We start from the raw sequence: 24865 nt of genomic DNA, 5'->3' as shown, positions 1-24865 counted from the left end.
TATTAATCAGGGTATTTTATATTTAATGCTTTTAATTATTTTTTTCTTTATTTAAATCTCAGCTTGGATTCCCATTTTAGATATATTCCAATCTGGTAAACAACTATCTTTATTGATTATGATATAATCTTCCATCATATCGGTAATAACGTATCCATTATATAGTTGTCTTGAATCTCTCCACTTTGCAAAATCAAAATTCTCTGTCAAGTCTGATGATTCATTAATGTATAACGAACATATTTGGAACTCATTTAAAATGTTATAAATTAACTGAGTATTAGATATGTCCGTTTCTTTTAATCTAATAATTCCTTTGTCGGAAGTTAATTCCCGATAATATTTATAATATGGTTCAATATTTCTATTATATTCTCTATATCCAAAAAAGATATAATAACATACTGAATCAGAAAAGCGTAAGTATTTCAAAATATGTTCCAACGCTACAAGTCCTAAATCTTCTGAAAAACTTATACAAATCTCAAAAGTTCCCTGATTTCTGATATGTTTTATTCCTATCATATTCTTCTATTTCATAGATTGGATTGTATTATTTCTTTAAATATTCCTATACCTAATCCATTCTAAAATCATAATTCATTAGCAATGTTAACTCCTCTAATAATAAAATTTAAGTTCTTAAATATCTGTATGTCATAATTGTATTTAGATAGAAAAGTATTAAGTTCATCAGGCATTTTCATATTTCCTGTAAAACCATCTTTTCGTAAATGATAATCATCAGCGAGCCTTGTAAAAAACAAATCATTATTATATCCATTAATGAAATTGTTCTGATATAATCGATAAAGTTCTTCTTCAATTAAATTCCATTTAAGCTTTTTCGTTTTCAATAATGTATTATATAACGAATAGTAATACACTACAATGGTTGAAACCTCGTCTTTCGGCAATATATTTAAGCTCGATATAATTTGATTATTGTCAGCCTTTGATAATGATATATCAATAATAGCAGGATTGTTATTTCCATTTACTATTTCATTATCTGCCCACTTAATAATATTTTCAGAGCTTAGATAACCCATTAAATATCCTGAATATAAGAATACACACTTATCTACCATAATAGAGAATTATTTAAAAAAGCCTGGAGCTTCATGAAAAATAGTTCTAGTCCAAGGATTAATACCAATACTAAAATATTTATCACCAATTGCTTTGTTGAAATATACCGTCTTATAATTTTTTATACCTATTTTCCCAGTTTTTAATATTTCATTAGATAAAAAAGTTGTTCCTCTATGTCCTGCATCTAATTGACCCACTCTCGGTCTAGCAACATCATACCATCCAGGGTTAGAAATTCTTGGATGAATATTAAAATTATTTCGTTTTAAATACTGCTGAACATATAAACTTCTTGAATTATAAAAAGCAGAACCTGTGGGAATCTCTTTTATCAGGCCGAGTGATTTCATTCCACCAGATGCAGCAACACCAGACTCTAAAACCATAGCATCTGCCAACGCCAAACAGAAATAACCTACACCATCGCTATAATTTTGAATTCCATCACCATTATATCCTCTTTGGAAAGAATCTAGCGATGTTCTTAGATTTGCCCAGACTGGAATTACAGCCTCTGCTCCAGTAGGACGTCCTATGTGATATTTTACATTCCAGAAATGGATATAATTAGGATCGCTTGGATCGAAACACGCGAAATACATCTCTATTTCTTTTCTGGCTGCATATGCCACATTATCTTTAAAATCACTTTTTTTTAGGGTCTCACTTTCAACTTTTTGTTTAATTTTTGTGAACTCTTTTTGGTAAAATGTTTTTGGGTTACTTACATCTATAAGAATCATTGACGGATTAGTGATAGGAAAAAGATATCCTGTTTTCTCTAGTCTTGCATACTCTTCGGCTTGGTAATAGGATATTATGCTTTTCAAAAGCAGATTTTTTACATTGCGTTTAATCTGTCCATTTTGTATGCTAGATTCTGCTTGAAGCTGTCTGTTTCTTGTATTTATACCATTATTTATGGACTCACATACAAAAGGAGTTATGGATTCATGATATTTTATTTCAGTCTTTAGACCAAATTGAGAAAATCTGTTAACCTTATTGGAAGAGGTAGATGTTACTGTCACTTCGGGTAAGATGAACGTGACTTTTCCATCTGAATATAGGACATAACCTTTGTAAGATTCATTATTATTCACTTTTTCCCAATATTCTTTCTCTGAAATCATCGGATATTCTTCCTTTCTATTATTCATTCTACCCAGAAATTATCATGTTCAACATCGTTAATCATTAATCTTTCAGGAGAAATTATCAAGTTGGTTTGCAAACCACCTGACCCATTTACAGTTCTAGTAAAATTAATACAAGAAGCATTAAAAAACTCGACTCTGAGTGGAGCGTTGCTTGTTTGTGTTTTGAAAACAATCTGTCCATTTTTTTTTATTCCCGACTTCAGGACCCAATCATAAATTGACTCAGGAACAGTTTCGCTAAGTGTTATCATCACTTGACCACCCATAATCTCTGTTTCGGGTTCACCTTTGTCATCGGTAGGTTGACTAAACCCAATTCGAAATTGTTCAACCTCATATTCCTTACCATCAAGGCAAAACCAAACCGTTACATTTGAGTCAATGTGAGGAAAATTGAATAATTTGTCTATATTATCTAGCATAACTTGTTATTTTACACATTAGTCCATCGGTTCTCATGTATTGTTGCACCAATAAAAATTTTCTTTACACTCAATACCAATGATGTTGTCATATATCCATCCCCTGTTTTTATATAGCTTATCTCCATAGAAACACATGCAGCTTTATCAAAGAATATTTTTTCTTGTGGAATACCTGCGTCATCACAAAACACAATTGATCCGCTTTCATACTTTCGTGGATTTAATGCCCAAGTGATTATATCTTTAGATGGCAGGGTAGGAATATCTATTTCGATAACCCCACCTACAGTATCAGATTGAACCTGTCCCTTGAAATCGATACTTTTCATAAATGAGTAATTGCAACGAGAAAGTTCGTATGCATCTCGAAATAAATTGTATGAATTGGTATCAGTTACTGATCCTATTTTTAAATAGCTTTTATGTGTAAACATTGTTTTTGTTTTTTCAGCACGGACTAAAACTCCATCAAGGAAGTTTTAGTCCCTCAATGCTTCTTATTGTTGTTCAACCTCTGTATTCCATGCATTTTCATCTTCGCCTTTTGTTCCGTCCATCTTGATAACAAAACTTTTAGCTGGGAAATAAGGAGTTATATGAAGATCAAGATAAATACGATCTTTTTGGTTAGGATCACGCTCGAAACGAACTATCTTGAATTTTTCGATCAAACGGTCTGGGCCTTGTACACCATCCAAGAATTTGATAATTTGGCTTCTAAGGTCTCTTTCAGTCTTTCCGCTCCAGTTCTCAAATGCTCTGCGGTTTAAGAAATCGAATAAAACTTTCATGATATAGTCGAATACACGAACTACCGAATAAGTTTGTAACCCTAGGTTATCTCCATTGAATAATGTTTTTCCTGAGAATGCCATTACTTTGCCATACTCGTTTACCATCGGGATTAATCCCATTTTGTCTAATTGAGATATTTCGCTTTTCTTTAAAGGGAATACCACGCTGTCCACTTCATTGATACCACCATGTTTTTTTCCGGCAGTAATCTGAGACATTAGTGTTCCGTATACTTTTCCAGCAAGTGCAGCAGCAGGAGACACACGCAGATCTTCTTCTTCTCCCAGTTCGTTATATTTACCTCTACCGATTAGCCAGTTACAAGCCAAGCAAGTATTTGCTTTATAAGCTTCACCCGATGCTAGTCCGGCATTAAAGAACATATCGACTACATCATCGGGTTTGTCCAGATCCATAAAATCGGTATATAGTTGAGCTTTGTTATCGTATGCAATTTTTGACCATTTATCAATAACTTTCGCACCACCTAAATAACCTGGGACAACTAACAGTGAATAGTTGTTGCGTAGATCCAGCTTATCGTAATTCTGTTTCAATTCGTTAGCCACATAGTCAATAAAACGCGAATTGTCCAGATCGGTAACTTGCTCTGGTGAAGCATTTACGATCGTGATATTGGTTAATTTATCAGACTCTGTATTTTTGTAAAATAGCATCACATTGCGATAAGACTGTTCTAAATCTTTTACCGATTCTACAGCAGCTAATTGATTTTCTGCTAGTAATTGTGATACCGCTGTTGATTTTTCTTGCGATTTGTCAAGCATTTCGCTGATTGTTGCCGAAGATGCCAGCATGTCAAGCCATAGATTTATATTGTTACGTAAATCAGCTCTCTGTGCTTTGCTACCTTCCTCTATTAAGAATGCTCTCTTTCTGGCTTTGCGCTCAGGACTCATTGCTGCAATACCGTCCACAGCCGATTCAAGGAAGTTGAATCCACCAAATTTCGCTAATGTATTTATTGCCTGATCCAGCGATTCAATAGAACTCGCCTTTTTGGTCGCTTTTACTTTTTCGGCAACATCTTGTTGCACTGCTTCTTTCTCTGCCATTATAATTTATCTTTTATATTGATATATTTTCAACCTCATCCATTTCTGCCAATACACCTTGTAAAGCAGCTACAAAAGCAGCTTTTGCTTCAGGGTTCTCCAACGCTCTTTGCAATACCTTATTCGAACGTAGTTGTTTCGTAAGGTTATCATAGAAATCTTTCTCTGTGCTTACTCCTTTTAGGAAAGGACTTTGGGCAGTCATATTTTTTACAGAAAAGTCTCCTACACTGGCAAAACGAAAGGTTTCATTTACCGGTTGTCCATCTGCATTTTGAAATTCTATATCAGTTTCTGGTTTATAATGAGAGAAAACTTGTTCTATAGATGTTAATCCTGTTACAGCAGCTGGATTAATAGGTTCATCAGATGTCAGTTTTTCGACAAGCATTGTCCTGTTTTCAGGGATTGCGGAAATGGCTTCAGAGGCATCTATCTTGACCTCATTACCACCAATTTCATAATTATTTATCATATATCTTTAATTTAATGATTATCTTTGAATAATATTTCCGGAACAGATACAAAAAACAGTTGATACTTTCTTTAAGCATCAATATTCTTTGTCTGTTCGGAAATAGTTAACAGAGAGCAGAACGGAGCGGTATCTCAACAACTTTTGCGGGAAGTGGGACATCCACTCCGCTTCTGTTCTACTTTTAGTTATTTAATGGCCAGTTTTGTTCAAACTGTGCGCCACCAATTTTTAACACCTGAGCAGAAACCTCAAATGTAAGAGTCATTGGTTTTGAACCAACTACATCGATATTTTCTTCGAAAGAAACAATGTAACCATTCTCCCATGTAAGCTCTTTCATTTTAGCTTCTTCGTCACCTTTTTTGAAGGTGATACTTCCCGAATTGGGTTTAAATTGAGCTACTAGACCTTCTAAGATAGATGTGTCTTCTGTTGACTCCACATGTACCTTAATAATGCCTCCGTAGATGTTAGATGCAGGACGTCCTTTAGAGTCGATATCTCTGCTTAGTTTGTAGCTGCAATCAAGGACGTCAAACTCTTTGCCCCCAAAATTTAATGTTGCACGAAATGCCATAATTTTATAATTTTAAAGTGTTGGTATTCCCCGATAGAGTATATCAGGCTTAATTAATTTTAATATAAATTTAGATTTGGAGTGGTATGTTTTAAGTCTTGTTTTTGTTGTTAAGTATTCGAAATGATAACTCAATACATTGTCTCCTTTTTTATAGTTTTTGATTAATGTTAAATTTATTTGTTGAATATTAGTTGTCTGATGTTTAGGTGATCCTAGCTAAATTTATTGTATGCTCATAAAGTTATTAATGTAAGGATTTTAAATACGTAAAGTTGTCTCGTGTTATAAAGAGTTTTTAAATACGTGTTGCGTTTGCGAATATAGGTATGTTAAAAATAACAGGCAATAGGATATAGAGTAAAAAGATTAAATTCTTTTTGTATTTTAATTTATATAGTTGATTAATAGGTGTTTGTTTGAAAGGTTAAATTTGGTTAATATATATTTATATGGATTTTATATTTAATTTAATTACTAATTAACCTCTATTTGTGATGATATGGATAGTAATATGGAAATTTATTTATTTAATTTTCATTTGTATGTGGAATATGTTAGTAATTTGTTTTTTTTAGTGATGTGTTATTGAATATGATTGTCTTTTTTGCTAAATTTAAAATATAATAAGACTTAACATATATTTCACATTAATATAAAAAATATCTGTTAATTATCATAAATACAATATATTAATAATATTATTAATATCACATAGCTCTAACATCTATTTATTATTATGTAACTGTAAAAATAAATAATATATTCAAATTTTTAATATTGATTTTAATTATATGCTGATTTCATTAGTATTATTATATTAAAGAACTTGTCAATTAAAATACTATTTTGATGATTAAAATTGCCATGCTTTTACTGTAAATAAACCTATGTCGTAAACACTAGCGATTACACAAACTGCAGTGTAATATAAAAAAAGAATGGATGTTTACTTTAGAACAATCGACATTGTTCTAAACCTCGGAATTGACATGAATTTATCAGGCGAATTTTTGAGCTAAGAATGAAATTTTCGTGTTTTATCGAAAAGGAGCTATAAATTATTTATACAACTATAAGAGAACTTAAAGAAAGCCATACAAGGCTCAAATAATTGTATAAAAAGCTTACTTTTGTTTTTTAGTTATGACTTCATCAATAGATACATCCAATAAAGAATTCAAAAATGCTCTTGACCTGATTGAACGGAGCAGTCAGTCTGTCTTTCTCACGGGAAAGGCGGGTACAGGTAAATCTACTTTTCTGAAGCATCTCTGTCAAACAACAGAGAAAAAGTATGTTGTTTTGGCTCCTACGGGTATAGCAGCAATAAATGCAGGAGGAACAACTTTGCATTCGTTTTTCAAGCTACCTTTCAGACCAATAGCTCCAGATGACGCAGATTTAAGCCTCATTAATGGACGTATCTTCGAGTTCTTCAAATACAGGAAAGAACATCGGAAGATTATACAAGAAGTGGAACTGATTATAATTGATGAAATATCGATGGTGAGAGCTGATACAATAGATTGTATAGACAGAATTCTTCGCGTTTATTCAAATAATATGCGTATCCCCTTCGGAGGTAAGCAGCTGGTTTGTGTCGGTGATGTTTTTCAACTTGAACCTGTTGTTACTCCCGATATAAGAGAGATAATCAATAAGTTCTACACAAATGCTTTTTTCTTCTCGGCTAATGTTTTCCGTGAAATAAACCTTGTTCCAATAGAGTTTACAAAAATCTATCGCCAAACAGATGAAATATTTATCTCCATTCTGAATAACATTAGAAATGGGAAGTCAAACAGCAATGATCTTACTCTGCTCAATAAGCGTGTAAATCCGGGATTCAATCCCAGAGAAGAAGACATGTATATTACCCTGGCTACCAAGCGTGATAATGTCGATTATATTAATGAGAAGAAAATGGCTGAGCTCGATACCTTTGAATTTATCAGTTATGGTATCAAAGACGGAGATTTCCCTGAATCATCACTGCCTACTGCTCAGGAGTTGGTATTAAAAGAACACGCACAAGTCATGTTTATCCGTAATGACTTGCAATGGCCTCGTCGCTGGGTTAATGGTACGCTAGGTATTATATCAGGAATAGATGAAGAAGAGAATGTATATGTTCTGAAAGAAGATGGAATAGTCGTGAAAGTAGAGCAAGAAACATGGCGAAACTACAGATACAAGTATAATGAACAGGAAAAAAAGATAGAAGAGGAAATTATAGGTACATATACGCAACTGCCATTGAAAGCGGCATGGGCAATAACCATACATAAAAGTCAGGGTCTTACCTTCAATAATGTGATTGTGGACTTCAGTGGGGGAGTGTTTGCTGGAGGACAGGCCTATGTTGCCTTAAGCAGATGTACTTCATTAGACGGGCTTGTACTTAAAAAAAACATGAGCCGGACAGACGTATTTATCCGACCTGAAATTGTTGATTTCAGCAAGCAGTTCAACAATCAGCAATTAATCAATAAAGCTTTGAAAGAATCTGATGCCGACTATCTTTACAAGGAAGCAATACAGCAATTTGATGAAGGGAATTTTGAGGATTTCTTAACTCATTTCTTTAAAGCTATTCATGCCCGTTACGACATTGAAAAACCATTGCAACAAAGATATATTAGAAAGAAACTCAATGTCATAAATGGTCTTAAAACAAAAAATACAAATTTAAAGAATAAGCTATACGAACAAACTGAAACGTTAAAGAAATATGCCAAGGAATATTATCTGATGGGTAATGAATGTATTGTTGCCTATAAAGATTATCGTGCAGCACAAGCAAACTTTAATAAAGCACTGGATTTAGATCCTACTTATTTGGATGCTTGGGTTAGAAAAGGTGTTACCTATTATGATCAGGAGGACTACCATGAGTCGTTGAAATGTTTTAACCGAGCCGTAGAATTGAGTCCTTTATCTTTTAAGGCATTATACAACAGAGGGAAGAATAAGCTTAAAATCGATGAGCCAGAATTGGCGCTTACTGATTTGGGTAAAGCTTCTCAACAGAAACCCCGCCATGCTGCTTGTCATGAGTATTTAGCTGAAGCTTATGCGGCTATAGGCAATCTTGAGATGTCGGATAAGCATTATCAGATTGCACAACAACTTAGAGGAATTAAGGATAATGATTTATAGAACGGTATATAATTATTGTAAAAAGTATAAAATTTAAGAAAGATCGGGCAGTACGAGGCGAAAAAAGTAAAAGTAGCTCGTTTAGCTGTGATATTATTGTACTCATTTATGTCTCTTATTATTATAATATGCTTTTAATTAATGTTATTTTTGTTAAAACAATTATTGACCATTTATTTAATACCTATAAATTTTATGAATGAAAAACGAATAGCAATGAACATTCCCCAATTAATAATGATTATTGGAACTTGTTTCATATTTCTATCTTTCACATCCTCTCCAAAAGACCGATTGCCTGAGCCTAATATAGAGGCAGGAATAGCTAAAGTTTCAGGTAAAATCGCAAATCTTCACAAAGGCGGAGGAAAGGATAATATGATGCTAACTTTGGCGGTTTCTGATCCTATTACTTCTGGCCTCAATTATTATAATATACTCTTAAATGACGATGATAGTTTTTCTCTTGAGGTTCCGATAGAAGTATCTCATGTTATTGGATCCTTACAGTGTTCATTTTTGGAAATGTCTTTTATTGTCAATTTAGCCCCTAATGAAGAAACAAAACTTGAAATTATTTTTGACGATGATGGACTGGCAACAGTAAAGAGGTTAAGTGGCCCTAACTTTATACATGACAATTTTAACCGTTGGGGGAATTTAATTGTTGGTATGGCCACTTCAGAGTTTGATCCTAAATATATCAATCGAGATAGTGTAAATCACTTTATTGAAGATCCGAAAACATATGTTCCCTTCGCCATGCACTATGATCTGGGATATAGACTAAGGCTTGTGAAAAATGACAGAGATATTTCAGAAATGGAGAAGAATTTACTAATTGATAATTTTAATCTTTTTTATACTGTAGGCAACCTTTTTTGGTTCAATGATGTAATGGGTCGCTTATATAACGATACCAGGATTGAAGGAGATACAACAACATTTACTCCGCAAAATCCTGATAAATCATATTATGTTTTCTTGAAAGAATTTAATTTGAATGATCCTCAATATTTATATACCGAAAAGTATCAAAGTTTGATGCAACTCATATTAAGAAATGATACTTTGGCTATTCCTAAAATCGATGAAATACCTATTGACCAATGGTTGATAGAAGTGAAAGCAATAATGGGAGAGTTGGTTGGTTTCGATAGCGGATTGTTCTATGATGTGCTTATTGCAAACGCTTATTCTCGTCAATTCATTGATGAAATGAGACCTTTGTCGACCAAACAGACAAAAAATATTAATAGTTATTTTAAAGGAGGAGAAATTGAAAAGATTCTTTTGCGCAAAAATAAACAAATTCTAGCATTGGATAAGAACAGACATCAGACCGTTGTTAATGTAAATCCGCCTGTTGATAATGAAAAACTATTAGAGGCAATTGTATCCAGATATAAAGGTAAAGTAGTTCTAATTGACTTTTGGGCAACATGGTGTGGTCCATGTATGAAAACGATAGAAGATATTAGACCGCTTAAAAGTGAGATGAAAGATAGAGATGTTGTTTTTGTATATATAACAACAGAGTCTTCACCCCAAAAGCGGTGGGCAGAGAAAATTAAAGGTATAGGAGGAGAGCATTACTATCTGACACAGAAAGAATGGATTTATATTATGGACAGTTTAGATTTTAATTCAATTCCAACTTATCTTTTTTACGATAAGGAAGGCCTGTTGATAAATAAAGTCACTGGTTATACAGGATCGGATAAGATACGCAAAATGATAGAAGAGTTATTACCCTAATTAACTAGGAATAGGATTGATATTTTCTATCGCCTTTGTAAGTCGCTATAACTTTTCTATTTATTTAGCAAGATAATATTACCAAGTAAAATGTATCTTTTACTTGGTAATATTTTTCATGATCTATTTTAAAGGAGCAATATTCACATTTTTGATGTCAATATTATCTGATTTGAACATTAGTTTTTTTACAAATAAATCGGGTCGATAAGTTATCATAGTTCGTTTTTCCGCAATTTCGGAATCTATAAGGACACCCCCTAACTTATCCGTATATTTCACAACCATACGAACAGAAAACGGTTTATCTGCTCCGACTAATTTTTCAATCGCATAATTACGTGCTTCTTGAGGTTGCCCTCCTTGTCGTAACGATTTTTCAGGGTCAGCGAATTGAGAAAATGACGCATTGCTATATTGAGCAACCAGATCATCCAATCGTAGCTGAAACTCACATCCTTTGTCTGTACCTTCATCCGGAAGAAATGAAACAGCCAGTTTCCCGCCATTCTTTTTTGTTGGATAGACATCGAACGAAAGCATGAAAGATTCAGGTATAGCATCATAAAAAACAGTTCCATTTACCTGTTGGGTAACGGTTTTTGCTTTGCCTGTCTCTGGAATAAGTTCTTTCATCCATTTTGTACCGATCCGACCATCGGGGAACTGTATCATTTCATGAATCAGGAGAGGACCACCCCAACCACGTACCGGCAACCATGCTGACATAATGAAACGTCCATCGGAAATTTCTGAGATAGCGGGTACATTGAACCCATTATAATAGTCTTCACCTTGTGCCGATACACTTTTATATTCTGTATTCGCACTTTCAATTGGTTTCGACCACAAATCGACAAAACCACCGATAATATAGTCGAATTTTCCCCAGCGAAAATAAAATGTACAATCGCCTCCGGGAGGAAAATCCCGATTAACACAGTACCAACCTCCGTCAAGGGAATCGGACTGCCACATCCCTTTTGAACGAAAGCTTGCCAGCATTGTCAATTTTCCGTCTGCATCGGTATAAATAGTAGGATTCTCGCTATAGTGTATTATTTTCTTGCTTTTCTTGAAATTAAAGAGCCCATCCTGACTAACAGAGTAAGTTGCTCCCGAAGGTACAGTAGGAAAAGAATTATAGTCGAAAAACCCTGTTTTACCATAATTTTCGTAATATACTTTCAGAGCAGGATACATTGTTTTTTCATCCGGATATATTCGTGATGTGTGCAAACCATACGAAATACAAAATTTGTCATCCACCACAAAAGGTGTTCCCGTTCCGAACGTTTCCCATTGCTCCTCGATAGGAGTGGCCGGTTCGTGTTCGGTCCATGTTTTAAAGTCTGAGGTCGATAAGTGTTCAAAATAATGTCCTCCACAGCCAAATTTGCTTGAATGATGCCTACGGTCATACAAATAAAATAAATGAAAACGTCCGTTATGGTAAATTGTAGCGACATCACCCACCCATGAATTATGCCCTACGGGTGTCCAATATTGTACTTGTGGCTTATCAACGCTCTTTTTCGATAAGTCTCGTTCCGGAACTATTGCAGGCATAAATATTTCTGCATTTTCTACAAATTTAGGATCAATAGACCACGCAGATTTCGAATCCCACTTTGGATAGCCTATCGGAAAATCGTTATCCACCAGTTCACCATCTACATATATTGTCCATTGCGCACCAGTAAAATTCAATATAATTTCATGCTTCCCATAGCTGTTTTTTAGCATGGCGAGAGGAAAGCCTATTTCCATCTTTTTCCCTTGCGAACCCGGTTCTTTTCTAAATAGATTGATATTGGCCTCTAGTACGGGTAACGAGCCATCTGCCATTTTATATGCAGGATAGTTTTGCCTGTCGCGAACGTCAGGACTTACACGGCGTAGGTGTACAGATAAAACATCAGGAATTTCCAATATGTTTTGTTGACCCTCAATCTTTTCGAGGTTTACATTAAATTTCACAGTGAATCCTGCAACAGGATCTTTTGTAACGAATTCTCCACTTTTAGAACCTTTTCCAATTGTTCCCTGAGCCGGAGCTGACGGACTAAATTTCCACCAGTGGCTCAGCAAATCAACCTTTGCGGCGTCTTGTGCCGACACATGGGAAATCGGTAGATAAAGTAGACAAATCATTGCCCAAAGGAATGTGTTTCTAATTTTATACATTTTCATAGCTTTTAATTAATGCTGTACAATTTTATATCTTTAAATTCTGCTTGTCCGTTTTTGACAAAGAAAAGCAAATTTTCGCCTTTTTGTTCTCCTAAGCGATTTACAATGCAGCGTTCATTATTAATATAGACATCAATCACATCATCCATTATTACAACATTCAGCATAATTGGTTCTCGAAGCCCATTTACCGATTCTATTTCTGTTTCAAATAAGCCCACCGTTTTTCTATTAGCGTTCAAACTGAGTTTATACCCTTTTTTGTCTTTATCGGTCGACCGCAAAAACAATCCTAATTCATCGTAGTTTCCTTTGGGGACAATGGTCATTGTAATGCGATATTGTGAGGGTAAGTTATTCATCGAAGCCACACTTATACCATTGTGGCTTGCCAGGGTTAGAATTTCGCCTTTCTCCGGTAAAATCTCTTTCAATTTATCCATCAGGTTGATAGGAGGGATATTTGTCAAGGTCATAGCCGGAGCAACTTCGGGTAGATAACCAACAGTTAAACTGCCGTCCTTTTGCTGGAAGAGCTCACGCAGAAGTATGCTTCCGCCCCAAACCTGACCTTCACTGTCTTTATTATTTAACTTGCTATTCATGTAGGATACAACAATCCGACGGCCATTTTTGAATGCGGCTGTTTTAGACACATTTCCCCATTTTTCAGACATCGGCTGAAATTCGGGGTATTCCCATGGTCCGTATGGTTGTTTCGATTTTACATAATAGGTATTGCCATGTATACTATAAAGCAAATAATACCAATTTCCCCATTTGAAATAATCGGGACATTCCGGAACTCCACTTTGCCCGTATAGTGGCGTCGCTGCTTCTGACCAATCTTTAAGATTGTCTGAAGTCAGATGTACCAGATAGCCACCTTGCCCACTAAGCGGAGAATCTTTCTGATAACCGGATATGAAAAGGTGGAAAAGACCATTCTCATCTTTGAAAGCACGTGGATCTCTAAAGTCGCGACTTACACATTCTTTCGGTGCAAAATAGAACGGATTTGGTTGTTGCTTTTTGAAAGAATAACCATCGTCTTCACTTATAGCATAACTTAATTGTTCATGAACATCATTACCCTCTTTCACCCGTGTGGAATAAAAAGCATAAATCTTGTCATGGTCTGCAATAACAGATCCGGTACATATCGACTTTTCCCACTCTTCATCTATTCCAAGAGCCACCGGATAATGTTTCCAATTGATGAGATCGGTGGATGTGCTGAGGGCCCATTGATGACCGCCCAGTCCATCGAGTCCGGCATGATGCCCTTCGTCTAAAAGCCAATAGAGATAGAATACACCATTGTGATAGAATGGCATACAATCACCTGCAAAAAGATGTTCCTCGACAGGCTTGAAATATTGCATTCCGGTTGTAGGTTGAATAGACGGATTGTAATCTTTTACAACCTGCCCTGCAATGCTTAATGCCATTACTAAAAAAATAGAAGTGAAAATTAGCTTTTTCATTTAAGTATTGATTTTATTCGTATTTCGGATTTTGAACTAAATTGCCTTCACTATAGTTTATTTGAGACTGAGGTATAGGAAGGTACTCATCACGGCCTTTTGTGAATTTTGCAGTTTTATAATATTCGCGTCGTGTCTTTTCCTCATTAATATAGTCGTTCAAGACTTTATCTGCTATGCCCCAACGAACTAGGTCGAAGAAACGATAACCTTCCATTGCAAATTCCAATCTTCTTTCGAAACGGAGGGCAGTTCTGGCGTAATCTGGCGTCCATGAACAATTTACACCCGGTTTATATTCTTCTATTTTGTAGGTCGATGCATAGGTATTATTATCAAATAATAGCATGCCTTTACTCCGTGATGCTCTCAACCTGATTTTATTTATTAATTCTAATGCTTCCTGAGAACGGTTAAGTTCTATTAAAGCCTCGGCTTTGAATAATAATACGTCTGCATATCGGATTAATACTGTGTTTTTGGTACTTGACATAAACGGTGCTACTCTCTTGAAACAATCGCATTTGAAATGCATCACTTCTTTCATCGAAGAATAATGCCCGTAGATTTGAGGCGCTCTCGACCAGCTTTTTTCGTAAAGAGTCGTATTGTCATATTTCCAGATATGTCCGGGAATACCAACTGTATGATCCAATCTGGGATCTACCGGATGTATAACGAAATCTACGGGATCTATTAAACTTAAGCCATTGTAAGTATCAAATAAAGGCAGGCCATCTGTAGAAACCTTGAATACATTCACTAGGTTCTGGCTCGGTATATGAAATCCGCAACAACCATAGGGACCCATCGGATGGTTTAATAAGCTGCTGCCATCTAATCGTCCATCACCTGTTCCGTCATCCATCGAACGCTGAATAGCAAAAATTGATTCTTTTCCATTGTCGAATTCGGCAAGAAAATTATAACCGAAATCTTCAAACAGATCATATTTGCTTGATCCTATTACTTCATTCATTAATGATACGACTTCTTCTAGCAATGCTTTGTTTATGGAGGTAACTTCATGCATATCGTTTTGCTCGTATGCTTGATAGAGTAGAGTCTTCCCCAAGAAGGCTTTAGCAGCAAACTTTGTCGGGCGACCAACTTCTACTTGCGTTTCGGGCAGTACGGCTGCGGCATCTTTGAAGTCGGTTGCAATTTTCACCCATAACTCATCGTTTGAGTATTGTCGGTTAGATACTAATTTATAACTTTCTTCATCCATTTTTTCATCTACATAAGGAAAATATTTCCATATCAGTTTAAGTTGTAGGCAATACCACCCTCTTAAAAATTTCATTTCGGCTATTCTTGCATTTTTAGTAGGTAAGTCGGATTCGTCTATACTACCTAAAAGTTTCATAGCTCTGTGTACTCTGGATATACCGACATAAAACTTCCACCATCTGTAATCCATCCATCCATTGGTAGCTCTCATCTCATTGTATACATCCAATCCATGATAGTCTCCGCTGTCGCCCAGCCCATCACCACCTTTATATGCATCGTCGGAGCGGACATTTCCGTGAGGCCAGTTCGAATTAGGATTTTGAAAGTGGTCGTTTCCGAGTTCGGAATATGCGGCCACACACATTTTTTCGACTCCATCGGCATCATTAATCTGGCTTTCGGTAATTATACCTTTAGGGGTTACATCCAAAAAATCGGAGCACGAACAAATTGTCAAAGAAATGCAGGCTATGATTGTATATCGCAATAGTGTTTTCATTTTATATAGATTTAATATTTTAGAATGATACGTTTAAACCAAATGTAAGACTCAATGGATTTGGATATCCATTACCCACATTTTCAGGGTCGACACCTGTAAATTTATTATCGCCCCACGATTTAGCTACGGTCAAAAGGTTTAGACCTTGGACAAACAACCTTACAGATTCCATTTTGTATTTATTAATAAACGGCTTAGGCAGGCTATATCCAATAGAAACAGAGCGTAGTTTGAGATACGCACCTGATTCAACAAAATAAGTGGATGTGCGTCCCTCGTTATTCTTATCCGTCAGGCTCAATGCCGGGATTGTAGAGTCCGGGTTATCCGGAGACCAGGCATCAAGAACTCTTATCCCTTTATTATTACCCGATTCGAAGAACCAGAAATCGGTCATTTTTTTATTATCGTTGTATACATCAACTCCAACAACTCCTTGAAAGAATATATTAATATCGAAGTTTTTATGTGCCAGACTTGTATTCAGTCCATAGATAAAATCGGGATGAGGATTACCTATCCAAGTCCGGTCATACCTATCGGTTATTTCGCCGTCACCATTTATATCTTTATATTTTATTCTTCCTACGGCTTTTCCCTGCTGTTTAGCATGGGCATCTACTTCTTCTTGTGTTTTAAAGATACCGTCGGCTATATATCCAAATGACATATCTTTAGAGCGACCTAATATAGTTTGATCAAAACCGTTTCCTCCATAAGCATTCTTAACTGCTTCGGGTAGGTATGTTACTTTATTCTTGTATGATGATATATTACCCGTAATACTATATTTCAGTTTATTACCTGTTTCTCCCATATAAGATAATACAGCCTCAAATCCTTTGTTATTCATCGAAGCTCCATTTACCCAATAATCATAGCCTTCGCCACCAGTAGCAACATTTGGCGGAAATATTAATATTCCGGTTGTGTTTTTATTAAAATAGTCGAAAGAGCCTGTGATTTTATTGTTTAAAAATGCAAAATCGATTCCATAATTCGATTGCTTTGTCTCTTCCCATCTCAAGTTCGGATTTCCACGTTTAGTTCTATAATACCCCGACGGCAGATTTCCGCTTTTGCTTCCCGAAAGGTCATAAGACGACTTATCATAACCGGCTATGTAGACATTATACGTTGCATCGTTGCTAAGTATGTCCTGATTACCAGTCTTTCCCCATCCGTATCGAAGTTTCAGGTCTGAAAAGAATTTCACGTTATTTGCAAAGAATTCTTCTTCGCTTAAACGCCAACCTAATGAAAACGCAGGAAAGGTTCCGAATCGATTGTTTAGTCCAAATTTTGATGACCCGTCTCTACGGATAGTTGCAGAAGCCAGATATTTACTACCATAAGAATAGTTTATTTTTCCGAAATATGACATCATTGTATTCTCGGAACCATTTCCACCATTATTCTTGTTTGCTGTTCCGGCATCGAGATACATATAATCTGTATCTTCGAGTGTAAACATCTCTCTGCTTCCCCATACATTTTCACTGTAACTCCTTAAGTATTCGACTCCTGCCAAAACATCAAAATTATTCTTTTTGATACTGAAATTGTAATTTGCAGTATTCGACCAAGTCCAGTTTATATTGTGTTTTTGTTCTTGTTTAGTACTGTTTTTGCTGCTTTCAAGATAGCCTGAAACATATTTTTTGTCCATGCCCCTCATATACCAGTTTCCATAATCTATTCCAAAATTTGTACGAAGGAGAAGATTTTTTATAGGTTGAAGGTCTACATACACATTTCCAAAACTGCGCATAAAATGTTCTTTGTTTTGTTTGGTATCTTCTAATAATCTCACAGGATTATGCCTATCGCCCATACCGGCGGCCGGGCCTCCCCAACCAACTCCGTCTATGGTGTGTACCGGAACAAGTGGATGCTGTATAAGGGCTAGTCCCATCACACCCGGATCTGTTCTTTCAGCTAGATACGAAATGGCAAAATTTTCACCAATTTTAAGTACTTTATCTATAAGTTGATATTCGGAATTAAATCGCAATGAGTATTTATCCAATTTTGTAGTTCTGATTATCCCATTGTTCCCCAAATAACCTAACGAAAACAACGAATTACTGCGATCGTTGCCTGTAGATACTGTGATATTATGTTGTTGTGCAAAACCGGTTCTGGTTATTTCATCAAACCAGTCAGTATCTCCCGGACGCATTGTTTTTTTATCATCAATAAATTCAGGAAGATTTACCCTATCAAGTATATTCCTACCTGAAGTGTCTGTATGCCAGTCGAAAGTATATTGCTGATGTGCAGGGCTTAGTCCATCATTAATAGAAGCACGCCAAAATGCTTCACCCCATTGTTGAGTGTTTAACATCTCTCTTTTTGTTACAAATTTTTGCATAGTCAGCAATCCATTGTATTCAACACGTGGTTTACCGGTTTTGGTTCCCTTCCTCGTTGTAATCAATATTACCCCATTAGAAGCACGCGATCCATAAATACTTGCGGATGAAGCATCTTTAAGTACCTGTATTGATTCAATGTCATTGTCATTCAGTTCGTGCATGGCTGCTTTGGTTGGAACCCCATCAATAATATACAACGGATCGTTATCGCCAAAAGTGCTTAACCCCCTGATTCTAACCGTAGCAGCATTGCGTGGAGATCCATCGGATGTAATAAATAATCCCGGTACACGTCCTTGCAGGTCTTTCATTATGTTCCCGCCTGGCATATCTCTCACATCTTTCAGGTCAACTATGGCTACAGCTCCGGTCAGGTCGGCTTTGCGCTGTGTCATGTAACCTGTAACTATTACTTCAGACAAGATTTCACTATCTTCTTGAAGTAGCAGGTCAAAATAATTTTTACCATTTATCGGGATTTCTTGTTTGACAAAACCAATAAATGAAACCTGAAGTATACCGGAACGTTCGGCATTCATAGAGAAAAACCCATCTTCGTTAGAGATAGTGCCATTTGTCGTTCCTTTTTCGACAATTGTTACTCCAACAATCGGCAAACCATCTTTAGCTGATGTAACATTACCTGTAATCTTGATTGTTTGTGCATGTGCAAAAGTAGTACAGATGAAAAATAGGCTTAAAAACACATGCCATCTGAATAAATTTCTTTTTTTCATGTGAATAGATTTAAAGTTTAACAATTTAAAAGTGTTTTTACGAAGTGTATTATTTCACAAATGTAATGTGTATTTTTTATTATGCAATATTTATTAACATAATAAACATGCATATATGATATTTTTTTGAATTAAATAATATGCATAATTGAAAAATAATTGATTTGTAAAATGCAATAATTTGTTTAGTAATTATATTTGAATACTATATTATATTGATATATTAAATTTATATTCAAATGATTATGGTATATGTATAGATTGTAAACACACAATATTTATAATGTTATAAATCTTATGATAACTTCACAGTAATATTTTATGTATGTAAAATAATACGAAGTATTTTTATTCAATAAAGTTTGCATATAATGGCTCTATGTTTTACATTTGCTAAGTGAAAATCGAAAGATATCTTGTAAAAGAACCGATAAAGAGTACTTGTAATAGGATAAGTTAGACAGTAGAATGAAAAATACACAATCGTTTTTCTCCACTATATAGCTTAAAGGGTGTTATTATAGGAGTAAGATGAGAAAAAATGAAATTCAAATTTACAAGATAGTTTATCTGTGATTTTTTAGTACGCAAAAGTTATTTAAGGTATAAGAAACAAAAATATAATATATACTCTGATGAAAATGAAACCATGCATAATAGGCATCGATTTTGGAACTACTTCGCTCTCTGCTGTCATAATAAATGTTGAGAATATGCGAATAGAAAAGGTATTCAGTCGAAATACTAATGCTTATATACCCACTTCAGATCCTCTTGTTAGAGAACAATCGATAGATATTTTAACAAGTCTGTTTTATAGCTTGTTAGACGAAATAAGAGCTATTCCAGACTTTGAAACACTTGCTTATGGTTTTACCGGTCAGATGCATGGAATTGTAGGAGTAAACAGCAGATCTGAAGCAGTAACGAATCTTGTTACGTGGGAAGATAAAAGTGGAGACATGATTTTGTCTGAAGGAGGAAGTTTATTAGACAAGATAAAACTACTTTCGGGAGACAAGACCTTATCAAATGGTTATGGAATAATAACTCTTTATAAATGGCTCAATATAGAGAAAAGGGTAGAGATACATTCTTTTTGTACAATTGCCGATTATTTTGCGGGGTTACTAGCAAAAAAGATAGTGATGAGTCCGACTATGGCACACAGTATAGGTCTTTTTGATATCCACGCGAATAAGTGGATAGGAGGTTCGATAGATAAATTAGGTTTAAAAGTAGAAAATTTCCCCCAAATTGTGGATGATACTGAGATTATCGGCTATACAAGGCAAAGGGCTATCAATATCCCCATTGTTTCAGCTCTAGGCGATAACCAAGCGAGCTTTTTAGGAAGCGTGTCTGATAAGAGCACAAGTGCCTTGTTGAATGTTGGCACCGGAGCACAAGTGTCATTTCTTATTAATAAGAACGAGAAAGATATATTTAATAAATATATAGATGGTTTCGAAACTCAATTACGTCCCTACGATAATGATTCATATCTGATAGCGACCAGTTTCGCCAATGGAGGATCAGTTTACAAATCGCTATTTAATTTTTTCAGGGAGGTTGGTATGGATTTATTTAACCTGAGTAACATAAGTGAAAGTGAACTTTGGAGCAATATGGAAAAGGTGGCTCGCAACAATGAATCCGAAAATAAATTGAAAATTTCACCTTTACTAGCCGGGCAAAGAATGGATTCGGGTAGGAGAGGGGAGATAACCAATATTGATTCATTCAATTTCCATCCCGGAAATTTAATTACGGGCTTCCTTGTCGGGCTTGCCGAGTATTATAAGTCAGGTTTTTTCTCCGAATTATCTCAAAATATTGAATATATATGTGGTAGTGGAAATGGATTGAAAAGGAATAAATTATTTGTTGAAATTATCGAGAGAACATTTATGAAATCAGTAAATCTGACACCCTACAATGAAGAAGCAGCTGTGGGAGCAGCATTGAATGCCGCAAAAGCAATAGGGGTAATAAAATCGGAGGACGAAAGTAAAAATTTCCTCTTAAATCTTGTACATGAAACACTTATTGAAAACTAATATAGATTTATATGAAAAACACAAAAATTTTACGACTTATTCCTGCCTTGTTTGCATTTTTCATCATGGGATACGTCGATCTGGTAGGTATTGCAACCAACAATATAAAAATTGATTTTGGTCTGAGCGATACAGTTTCGAATTTGTTGCCATCTATGGTTTTCTTTTGGTTTCTGATTTTATCGGTGCCAACCGGGATGCTGATGAATAAAATAGGCAGGCGAAAAACTGTAATTTTGAGCCTTGTGGTGACATTTTTATCAATGATTACGCCTTTGATTGGGTATAACTTTACTGTGATGCTGATCGCATTTGCCCTGCTTGGCATAGGAAATACTCTTATGCAAGTATCGCTTAATCCATTGGTAACTAATATTGTTAATGGTAAGCAACTGGCAAGCACTCTTACATTTGGTCAGTTTGTAAAAGCTATCGCTTCATTTTTGGCTCCTGTCATTGCGGGATGGGCTTCCGTAAAATTTGGTAATTGGCGGTTGCTATATCCTATTTTTGCCGCAATATCAATGATTCCGATGATATGGCTCTATTTAACAGACATTGATGAAAATCTATCAGAAAACAAACCGTCTTCTTTCAAAGATTGTTTTGCTCTGTTTGCAAACAAATCCATTGTTTTCCTTTTTGTGGGAATATTGGTTCACGTGGGAATTGATGTTGGTACAAACCTGACTGCTCCCAAAATATTGATAGAGAGGCTGGGAATAACACTTGATGAAGCAGGATACGCTATTGTTGTTTATTTTATTTTCAGAACGATCGGCTGTTTTTCCGGAACTTTTCTTTTATCTATCATATCTTCCCGTAAGTTTTTTATTCTAAGTATCTTGTTAATGTTAGTAGGGATAGCGGGACTATTTTTTGCTGATACTACTATGCTTATCTATCTTTGTATTGCATTATTGGGGATCGGAAATTCAAATATATTCCCGATGATCTTTTCGCAAGCAATGCAATTGATACCCAATCGGAATAACGAAATATCAGGTTTGATGATTATGGGAATCGCCGGGGGAGCTATTTTTCCCATTTTTATGGGGATCGCATCAGATGCTTTACAAAGCCAAAGTGGAGCTTTAATGGTGATTGCAGTTTGTATCGGCTATTTAGCCTTTATTTCTTCAAAGATGAAACATAGTAATTGATTTCTAATATTACAATCTGAAAGGGGAAAGACTATAAGTGTATTATTTGTAGTCTTTTTTTAATATATCTAAAAGCAAATAATTGTACAAAGCAGATAACATATGTAATAAACTACTGCATTCATAAGTAGTTTATTAAAAGACATTCTATTTCTTTTTTATTACATTTGCAAAACGAAATGCAATATATAAACTTTTATGAAGGTAAAGGAAAATTATAAATCGATACTCAATATTTTGCAAGAACAAATAAGTCATGGCATTTTGCCGTTTGGCTCATTGTTGCCTACCGAAAATGATTTAGCCCAAAAATATGGAGTATCTCGTCCGACAATTACAAAAGTTTATAACACATTGCAACACGACAATTACGTTGTGAAGAAAAAGGGGGTCGGTACAAAAATAGTTTATCAGCGATCGAAAAATAAATTAACTTTTGGTCTGTTGTTACCAGGTGTCGGAGAATCTGAGATTTTTTCAATAATTAGTAATCGTTTTCTTCAGCATTCTCGTGATGGAGAGTTCGATTGCCTATGGGAAGGTGCAACAACTGGGAATGCAGATATGAGGAAAGACTTAACAGAAAAGAGTTCTGTCAATTATATTGAACAAAAGGTTGATGGAGTATTTTTTGCACCTCTCGAACGAATTCCCATGGCAGATGAAATTAATAGAGAAATATGCGAAAAATTTGCTAATTCAGGAATTCCTTTGGTTTTACTTGATCGTGATATTGTTGAATTCCCTAATCGGAGTGTGTATGATCTGGTCTCTCTCGACAACTTCAATGCCGGCTATACAATGGCTGAGCATCTTTTGGATGCGGGGTGCACCATCATTAATTTTGTATATCGCCCTAATTCTGCTTTTTCAGTTATCTTGCGCTATTTAGGAGCTGCAGCGGCTATACATAAACGTCATCTGCAATTTGATAAGAATAACGTATATTGTGGAGAGCCTGAAAACTTAGATTTTGTTCGAAATATAAAATTTTTATCGAATAAAACAGGCATAATATGCGCAAACGATTCTACAGCAGCTATGCTCATGTCGAGTATGGATGCTATTAATGTGAAAATAACTTTAGATATTCTAATATGTGGTTTCGATGATATGAAATATGCGAGTCATTTGAAATCACCTCTGACTTCGTATGCACAGCCTTGTGAAGAAATTACTGATGTTGCTATAGAATTAATGATGCGACGCATTCATTCAAAGGAAGCAAAACCCATTAATGTAAGCTTGCTTGGTCAGATAATTCCTCGTGCATCAACTGAATTTTCGACATAATTATAAAAATATTTCAAACTTTTCAATATTCATAAAGTGGAAAGAGAAGTCACTCTTTTTGATTTTTTTTTGGAAGCTGATAAAGTATTAGGATTAAAAGAAACTATTTTTTTGATATAGCTACTATGATGAGGAGTATACCTTCTCACGAATCATTCATTTCCATAGTTCCATCATAACTCCATTGGGAAAATTAATAATAGACAGTTTCCATTAGAAGTTGGGTAGCTGGTCATCTATATGTTATTGCTATACAAAAAGATACAACTTTTTATTTATACAAACATCTTATAATGAATAATTTAAATAACAAAAGCCTTCAAAAAGACATAAAATGTAGAAGAAAATATTACAATAAAAATCCAAACAGTTTCTTATAATTATTTGATTGGTATAAATTCAGTTTGTCCGTCTTTTTCGACTTCAGCCCGCTCTTTTTCTAATTTAATTTGATCGTATATGCAAGGTAGAACTTCTTTTCCTTTTCTGTCTAAAGCACCATATTTATCACCGTTTCGGACAATTACCCAACGATTACCTTGATACCAGTTGAGGTGTAAAAAATCGTATATAATAGGAGTTGTAATATTCTCCGACATATTTATTATACCATACTTATTATTTTTTCTGACAAAGCACAAGCCTTCTGAAAATGAGCCTAATTCGTCATAGCTTATCGAAATTATTTCTTCTCCTTTTTTATTGATGATACCATATTTTCCATTCTTATCGACACAAGCTAAATCTTTGGTTTTAGGATCATTCAGAGTGTAATATTCAAACATAGAATCGTATATGAATGGGGTAATTTCTGTTCCTGTCCGATCGATAAGAGCCCATTTCTGATCTTTTTCTACCATTAAGGCAGTCGTTTGAGAAGTGACTTCCGATTCGTCGCTAAACATTTTAGTATTGTCATAAATGTAAGGCACAATTTCGTGACCTGAGGGAGTAATAATCCCCCACTTATTGTCTTTTTTAGCCATGATTATATTATTGGAAACCGAATATATCATATCATATACAAAAGGCAGAATCTCCTTTCCTGATAAATCAAGCACTCCCCATTTGTTTTCTTTCTGTACAGAGACCAAATCAGACGTTAGAAAAGCAATTCCATCGTATATAAATGGTATTATTGTTTTTCCGCTTTTATCGACAGCCCCACTTTTATAATCTATTCTTTTAAGATTGATTTTGTCTCCCTGCTGGCTGAATACGGAAAGGCTGATAAATAAAATGAGTAGGCTGATCACATTTTTTCTCATACTATTAAGAAATTATTTTGAA

Annotated in this window: 18 protein-coding genes; 5 read left to right on the top strand and 13 right to left on the bottom strand. The window is 35.0% G+C overall.

What is annotated here, in order from left to right:
• Nucleotides 1-51 precede the first annotated feature (51 nt).
• The 8 genes from G7Y57_RS12075 to tssD (G7Y57_RS12040) all read right to left on the bottom strand — a co-directional run bounded on the left by G7Y57_RS12075 (nt 52) and on the right by tssD (G7Y57_RS12040) (nt 5606).
• Nucleotides 52-525: a hypothetical protein gene (locus G7Y57_RS12075; protein WP_165024366.1), complete on the bottom strand. Its 474-nt coding sequence runs from the start codon at nt 523-525 to the stop codon at nt 52-54.
• A 68-nt stretch (nt 526-593) separates the two neighbouring features.
• A complete protein-coding gene (locus tag G7Y57_RS12070; RefSeq protein WP_165024364.1) occupies nt 594-1091 on the bottom strand; it encodes a hypothetical protein in 498 nt (165 codons plus the stop codon).
• Nucleotides 1092-1100: 9 nt separating this feature from the next.
• Nucleotides 1101-2255, bottom strand: coding sequence for a hypothetical protein (locus G7Y57_RS12065; RefSeq protein WP_165024363.1), 1155 nt, complete (start codon nt 2253-2255; stop codon nt 1101-1103).
• Complete coding sequence (tssD, locus tag G7Y57_RS12060; protein WP_165024361.1) at nt 2252-2677, bottom strand: type VI secretion system tube protein TssD; 426 nt, start codon at nt 2675-2677, stop codon at nt 2252-2254. The genes G7Y57_RS12065 and tssD (G7Y57_RS12060) overlap by 4 nt, the downstream gene beginning before the upstream one ends.
• An 11-nt stretch (nt 2678-2688) precedes the next feature.
• Nucleotides 2689-3114, bottom strand: coding sequence for a type VI secretion system tube protein TssD (tssD, locus tag G7Y57_RS12055; RefSeq protein ID WP_165024359.1), 426 nt, complete (start codon nt 3112-3114; stop codon nt 2689-2691).
• Between the two features lie 63 nt (nt 3115-3177).
• Nucleotides 3178-4551: a DUF5458 family protein gene (locus G7Y57_RS12050; RefSeq protein WP_165024357.1), complete on the bottom strand. Its 1374-nt coding sequence runs from the start codon at nt 4549-4551 to the stop codon at nt 3178-3180.
• A gap of 13 nt (nt 4552-4564) precedes the next feature.
• Nucleotides 4565-5026 carry a hypothetical protein gene (locus G7Y57_RS12045; RefSeq protein WP_165024356.1) on the bottom strand — a complete coding sequence of 154 codons (462 nt, stop codon included), beginning with the start codon at nt 5024-5026 and terminating at the stop codon, nt 4565-4567.
• A gap of 184 nt (nt 5027-5210) precedes the next feature.
• A complete protein-coding gene (gene tssD, locus G7Y57_RS12040) occupies nt 5211-5606 on the bottom strand; it encodes a type VI secretion system tube protein TssD (RefSeq protein ID WP_165024354.1) in 396 nt (131 codons plus the stop codon).
• Between the two features lie 1146 nt (nt 5607-6752).
• Here tssD (G7Y57_RS12040) and G7Y57_RS12035 point away from each other — a divergent pair.
• Both G7Y57_RS12035 and G7Y57_RS12030 read left to right on the top strand, forming a co-directional pair.
• Nucleotides 6753-8768 carry an AAA family ATPase gene (locus G7Y57_RS12035; protein ID WP_165024352.1) on the top strand — a complete coding sequence of 672 codons (2016 nt, stop codon included), beginning with the start codon at nt 6753-6755 and terminating at the stop codon, nt 8766-8768.
• A 195-nt stretch (nt 8769-8963) separates the two neighbouring features.
• Nucleotides 8964-10526: a TlpA family protein disulfide reductase gene (locus G7Y57_RS12030; protein WP_165024350.1), complete on the top strand. Its 1563-nt coding sequence runs from the start codon at nt 8964-8966 to the stop codon at nt 10524-10526.
• Nucleotides 10527-10649: 123 nt separating this feature from the next.
• Here the strand turns inward: G7Y57_RS12030 and G7Y57_RS12025 are convergent, their stop codons facing one another.
• From G7Y57_RS12025 to G7Y57_RS12010, 4 genes are read right to left on the bottom strand one after another with little or no spacing between them, the layout of a single operon-like run.
• Nucleotides 10650-12713: a hypothetical protein gene (locus G7Y57_RS12025; RefSeq protein ID WP_165024348.1), complete on the bottom strand. Its 2064-nt coding sequence runs from the start codon at nt 12711-12713 to the stop codon at nt 10650-10652.
• An 11-nt stretch (nt 12714-12724) separates the two neighbouring features.
• Complete coding sequence (locus tag G7Y57_RS12020) at nt 12725-14206, bottom strand: family 43 glycosylhydrolase (RefSeq protein WP_165024346.1); 1482 nt, start codon at nt 14204-14206, stop codon at nt 12725-12727.
• Nucleotides 14207-14219: 13 nt separating this feature from the next.
• Complete coding sequence (locus G7Y57_RS12015) at nt 14220-15941, bottom strand: RagB/SusD family nutrient uptake outer membrane protein (protein WP_165024344.1); 1722 nt, start codon at nt 15939-15941, stop codon at nt 14220-14222.
• A 19-nt stretch (nt 15942-15960) separates the two neighbouring features.
• Nucleotides 15961-19059, bottom strand: a complete 3099-nt coding sequence (locus G7Y57_RS12010) for a SusC/RagA family TonB-linked outer membrane protein (protein ID WP_165024341.1) — start codon at nt 19057-19059, stop codon at nt 15961-15963.
• A gap of 635 nt (nt 19060-19694) precedes the next feature.
• Between G7Y57_RS12010 and G7Y57_RS12005 the strand changes: the two genes are divergently transcribed.
• The 3 genes from G7Y57_RS12005 (at nt 19695) to G7Y57_RS11995 (ending at nt 23575) form a co-directional block, all read left to right on the top strand.
• Entirely contained in the window at nt 19695-21119 is a 1425-nt protein-coding gene (locus G7Y57_RS12005) for a sedoheptulokinase (protein WP_165024339.1), read from the top strand.
• Nucleotides 21120-21130: 11 nt separating this feature from the next.
• Entirely contained in the window at nt 21131-22282 is a 1152-nt protein-coding gene (locus G7Y57_RS12000) for an MFS transporter (RefSeq protein ID WP_165024338.1), read from the top strand.
• A 198-nt stretch (nt 22283-22480) separates the two neighbouring features.
• Nucleotides 22481-23575, top strand: coding sequence for a LacI family DNA-binding transcriptional regulator (locus G7Y57_RS11995; protein ID WP_165024336.1), 1095 nt, complete (start codon nt 22481-22483; stop codon nt 23573-23575).
• Between the two features lie 380 nt (nt 23576-23955).
• Here the strand turns inward: G7Y57_RS11995 and G7Y57_RS11990 are convergent, their stop codons facing one another.
• A complete protein-coding gene (locus G7Y57_RS11990; RefSeq protein WP_165024334.1) occupies nt 23956-24843 on the bottom strand; it encodes a WG repeat-containing protein in 888 nt (295 codons plus the stop codon).
• Nucleotides 24844-24865 lie beyond the last annotated feature (22 nt).

The sequence above is a fragment of the Dysgonomonas sp. ZJ279 genome, assembly GCF_011039205.1.
In the GTDB taxonomy this organism is placed as follows: Bacteria; Bacteroidota; Bacteroidia; order Bacteroidales; family Dysgonomonadaceae; genus Dysgonomonas.
Note: the sequence above shows the minus strand (reverse complement) of the source record. Positions and strands in the feature narration are given on the sequence as shown.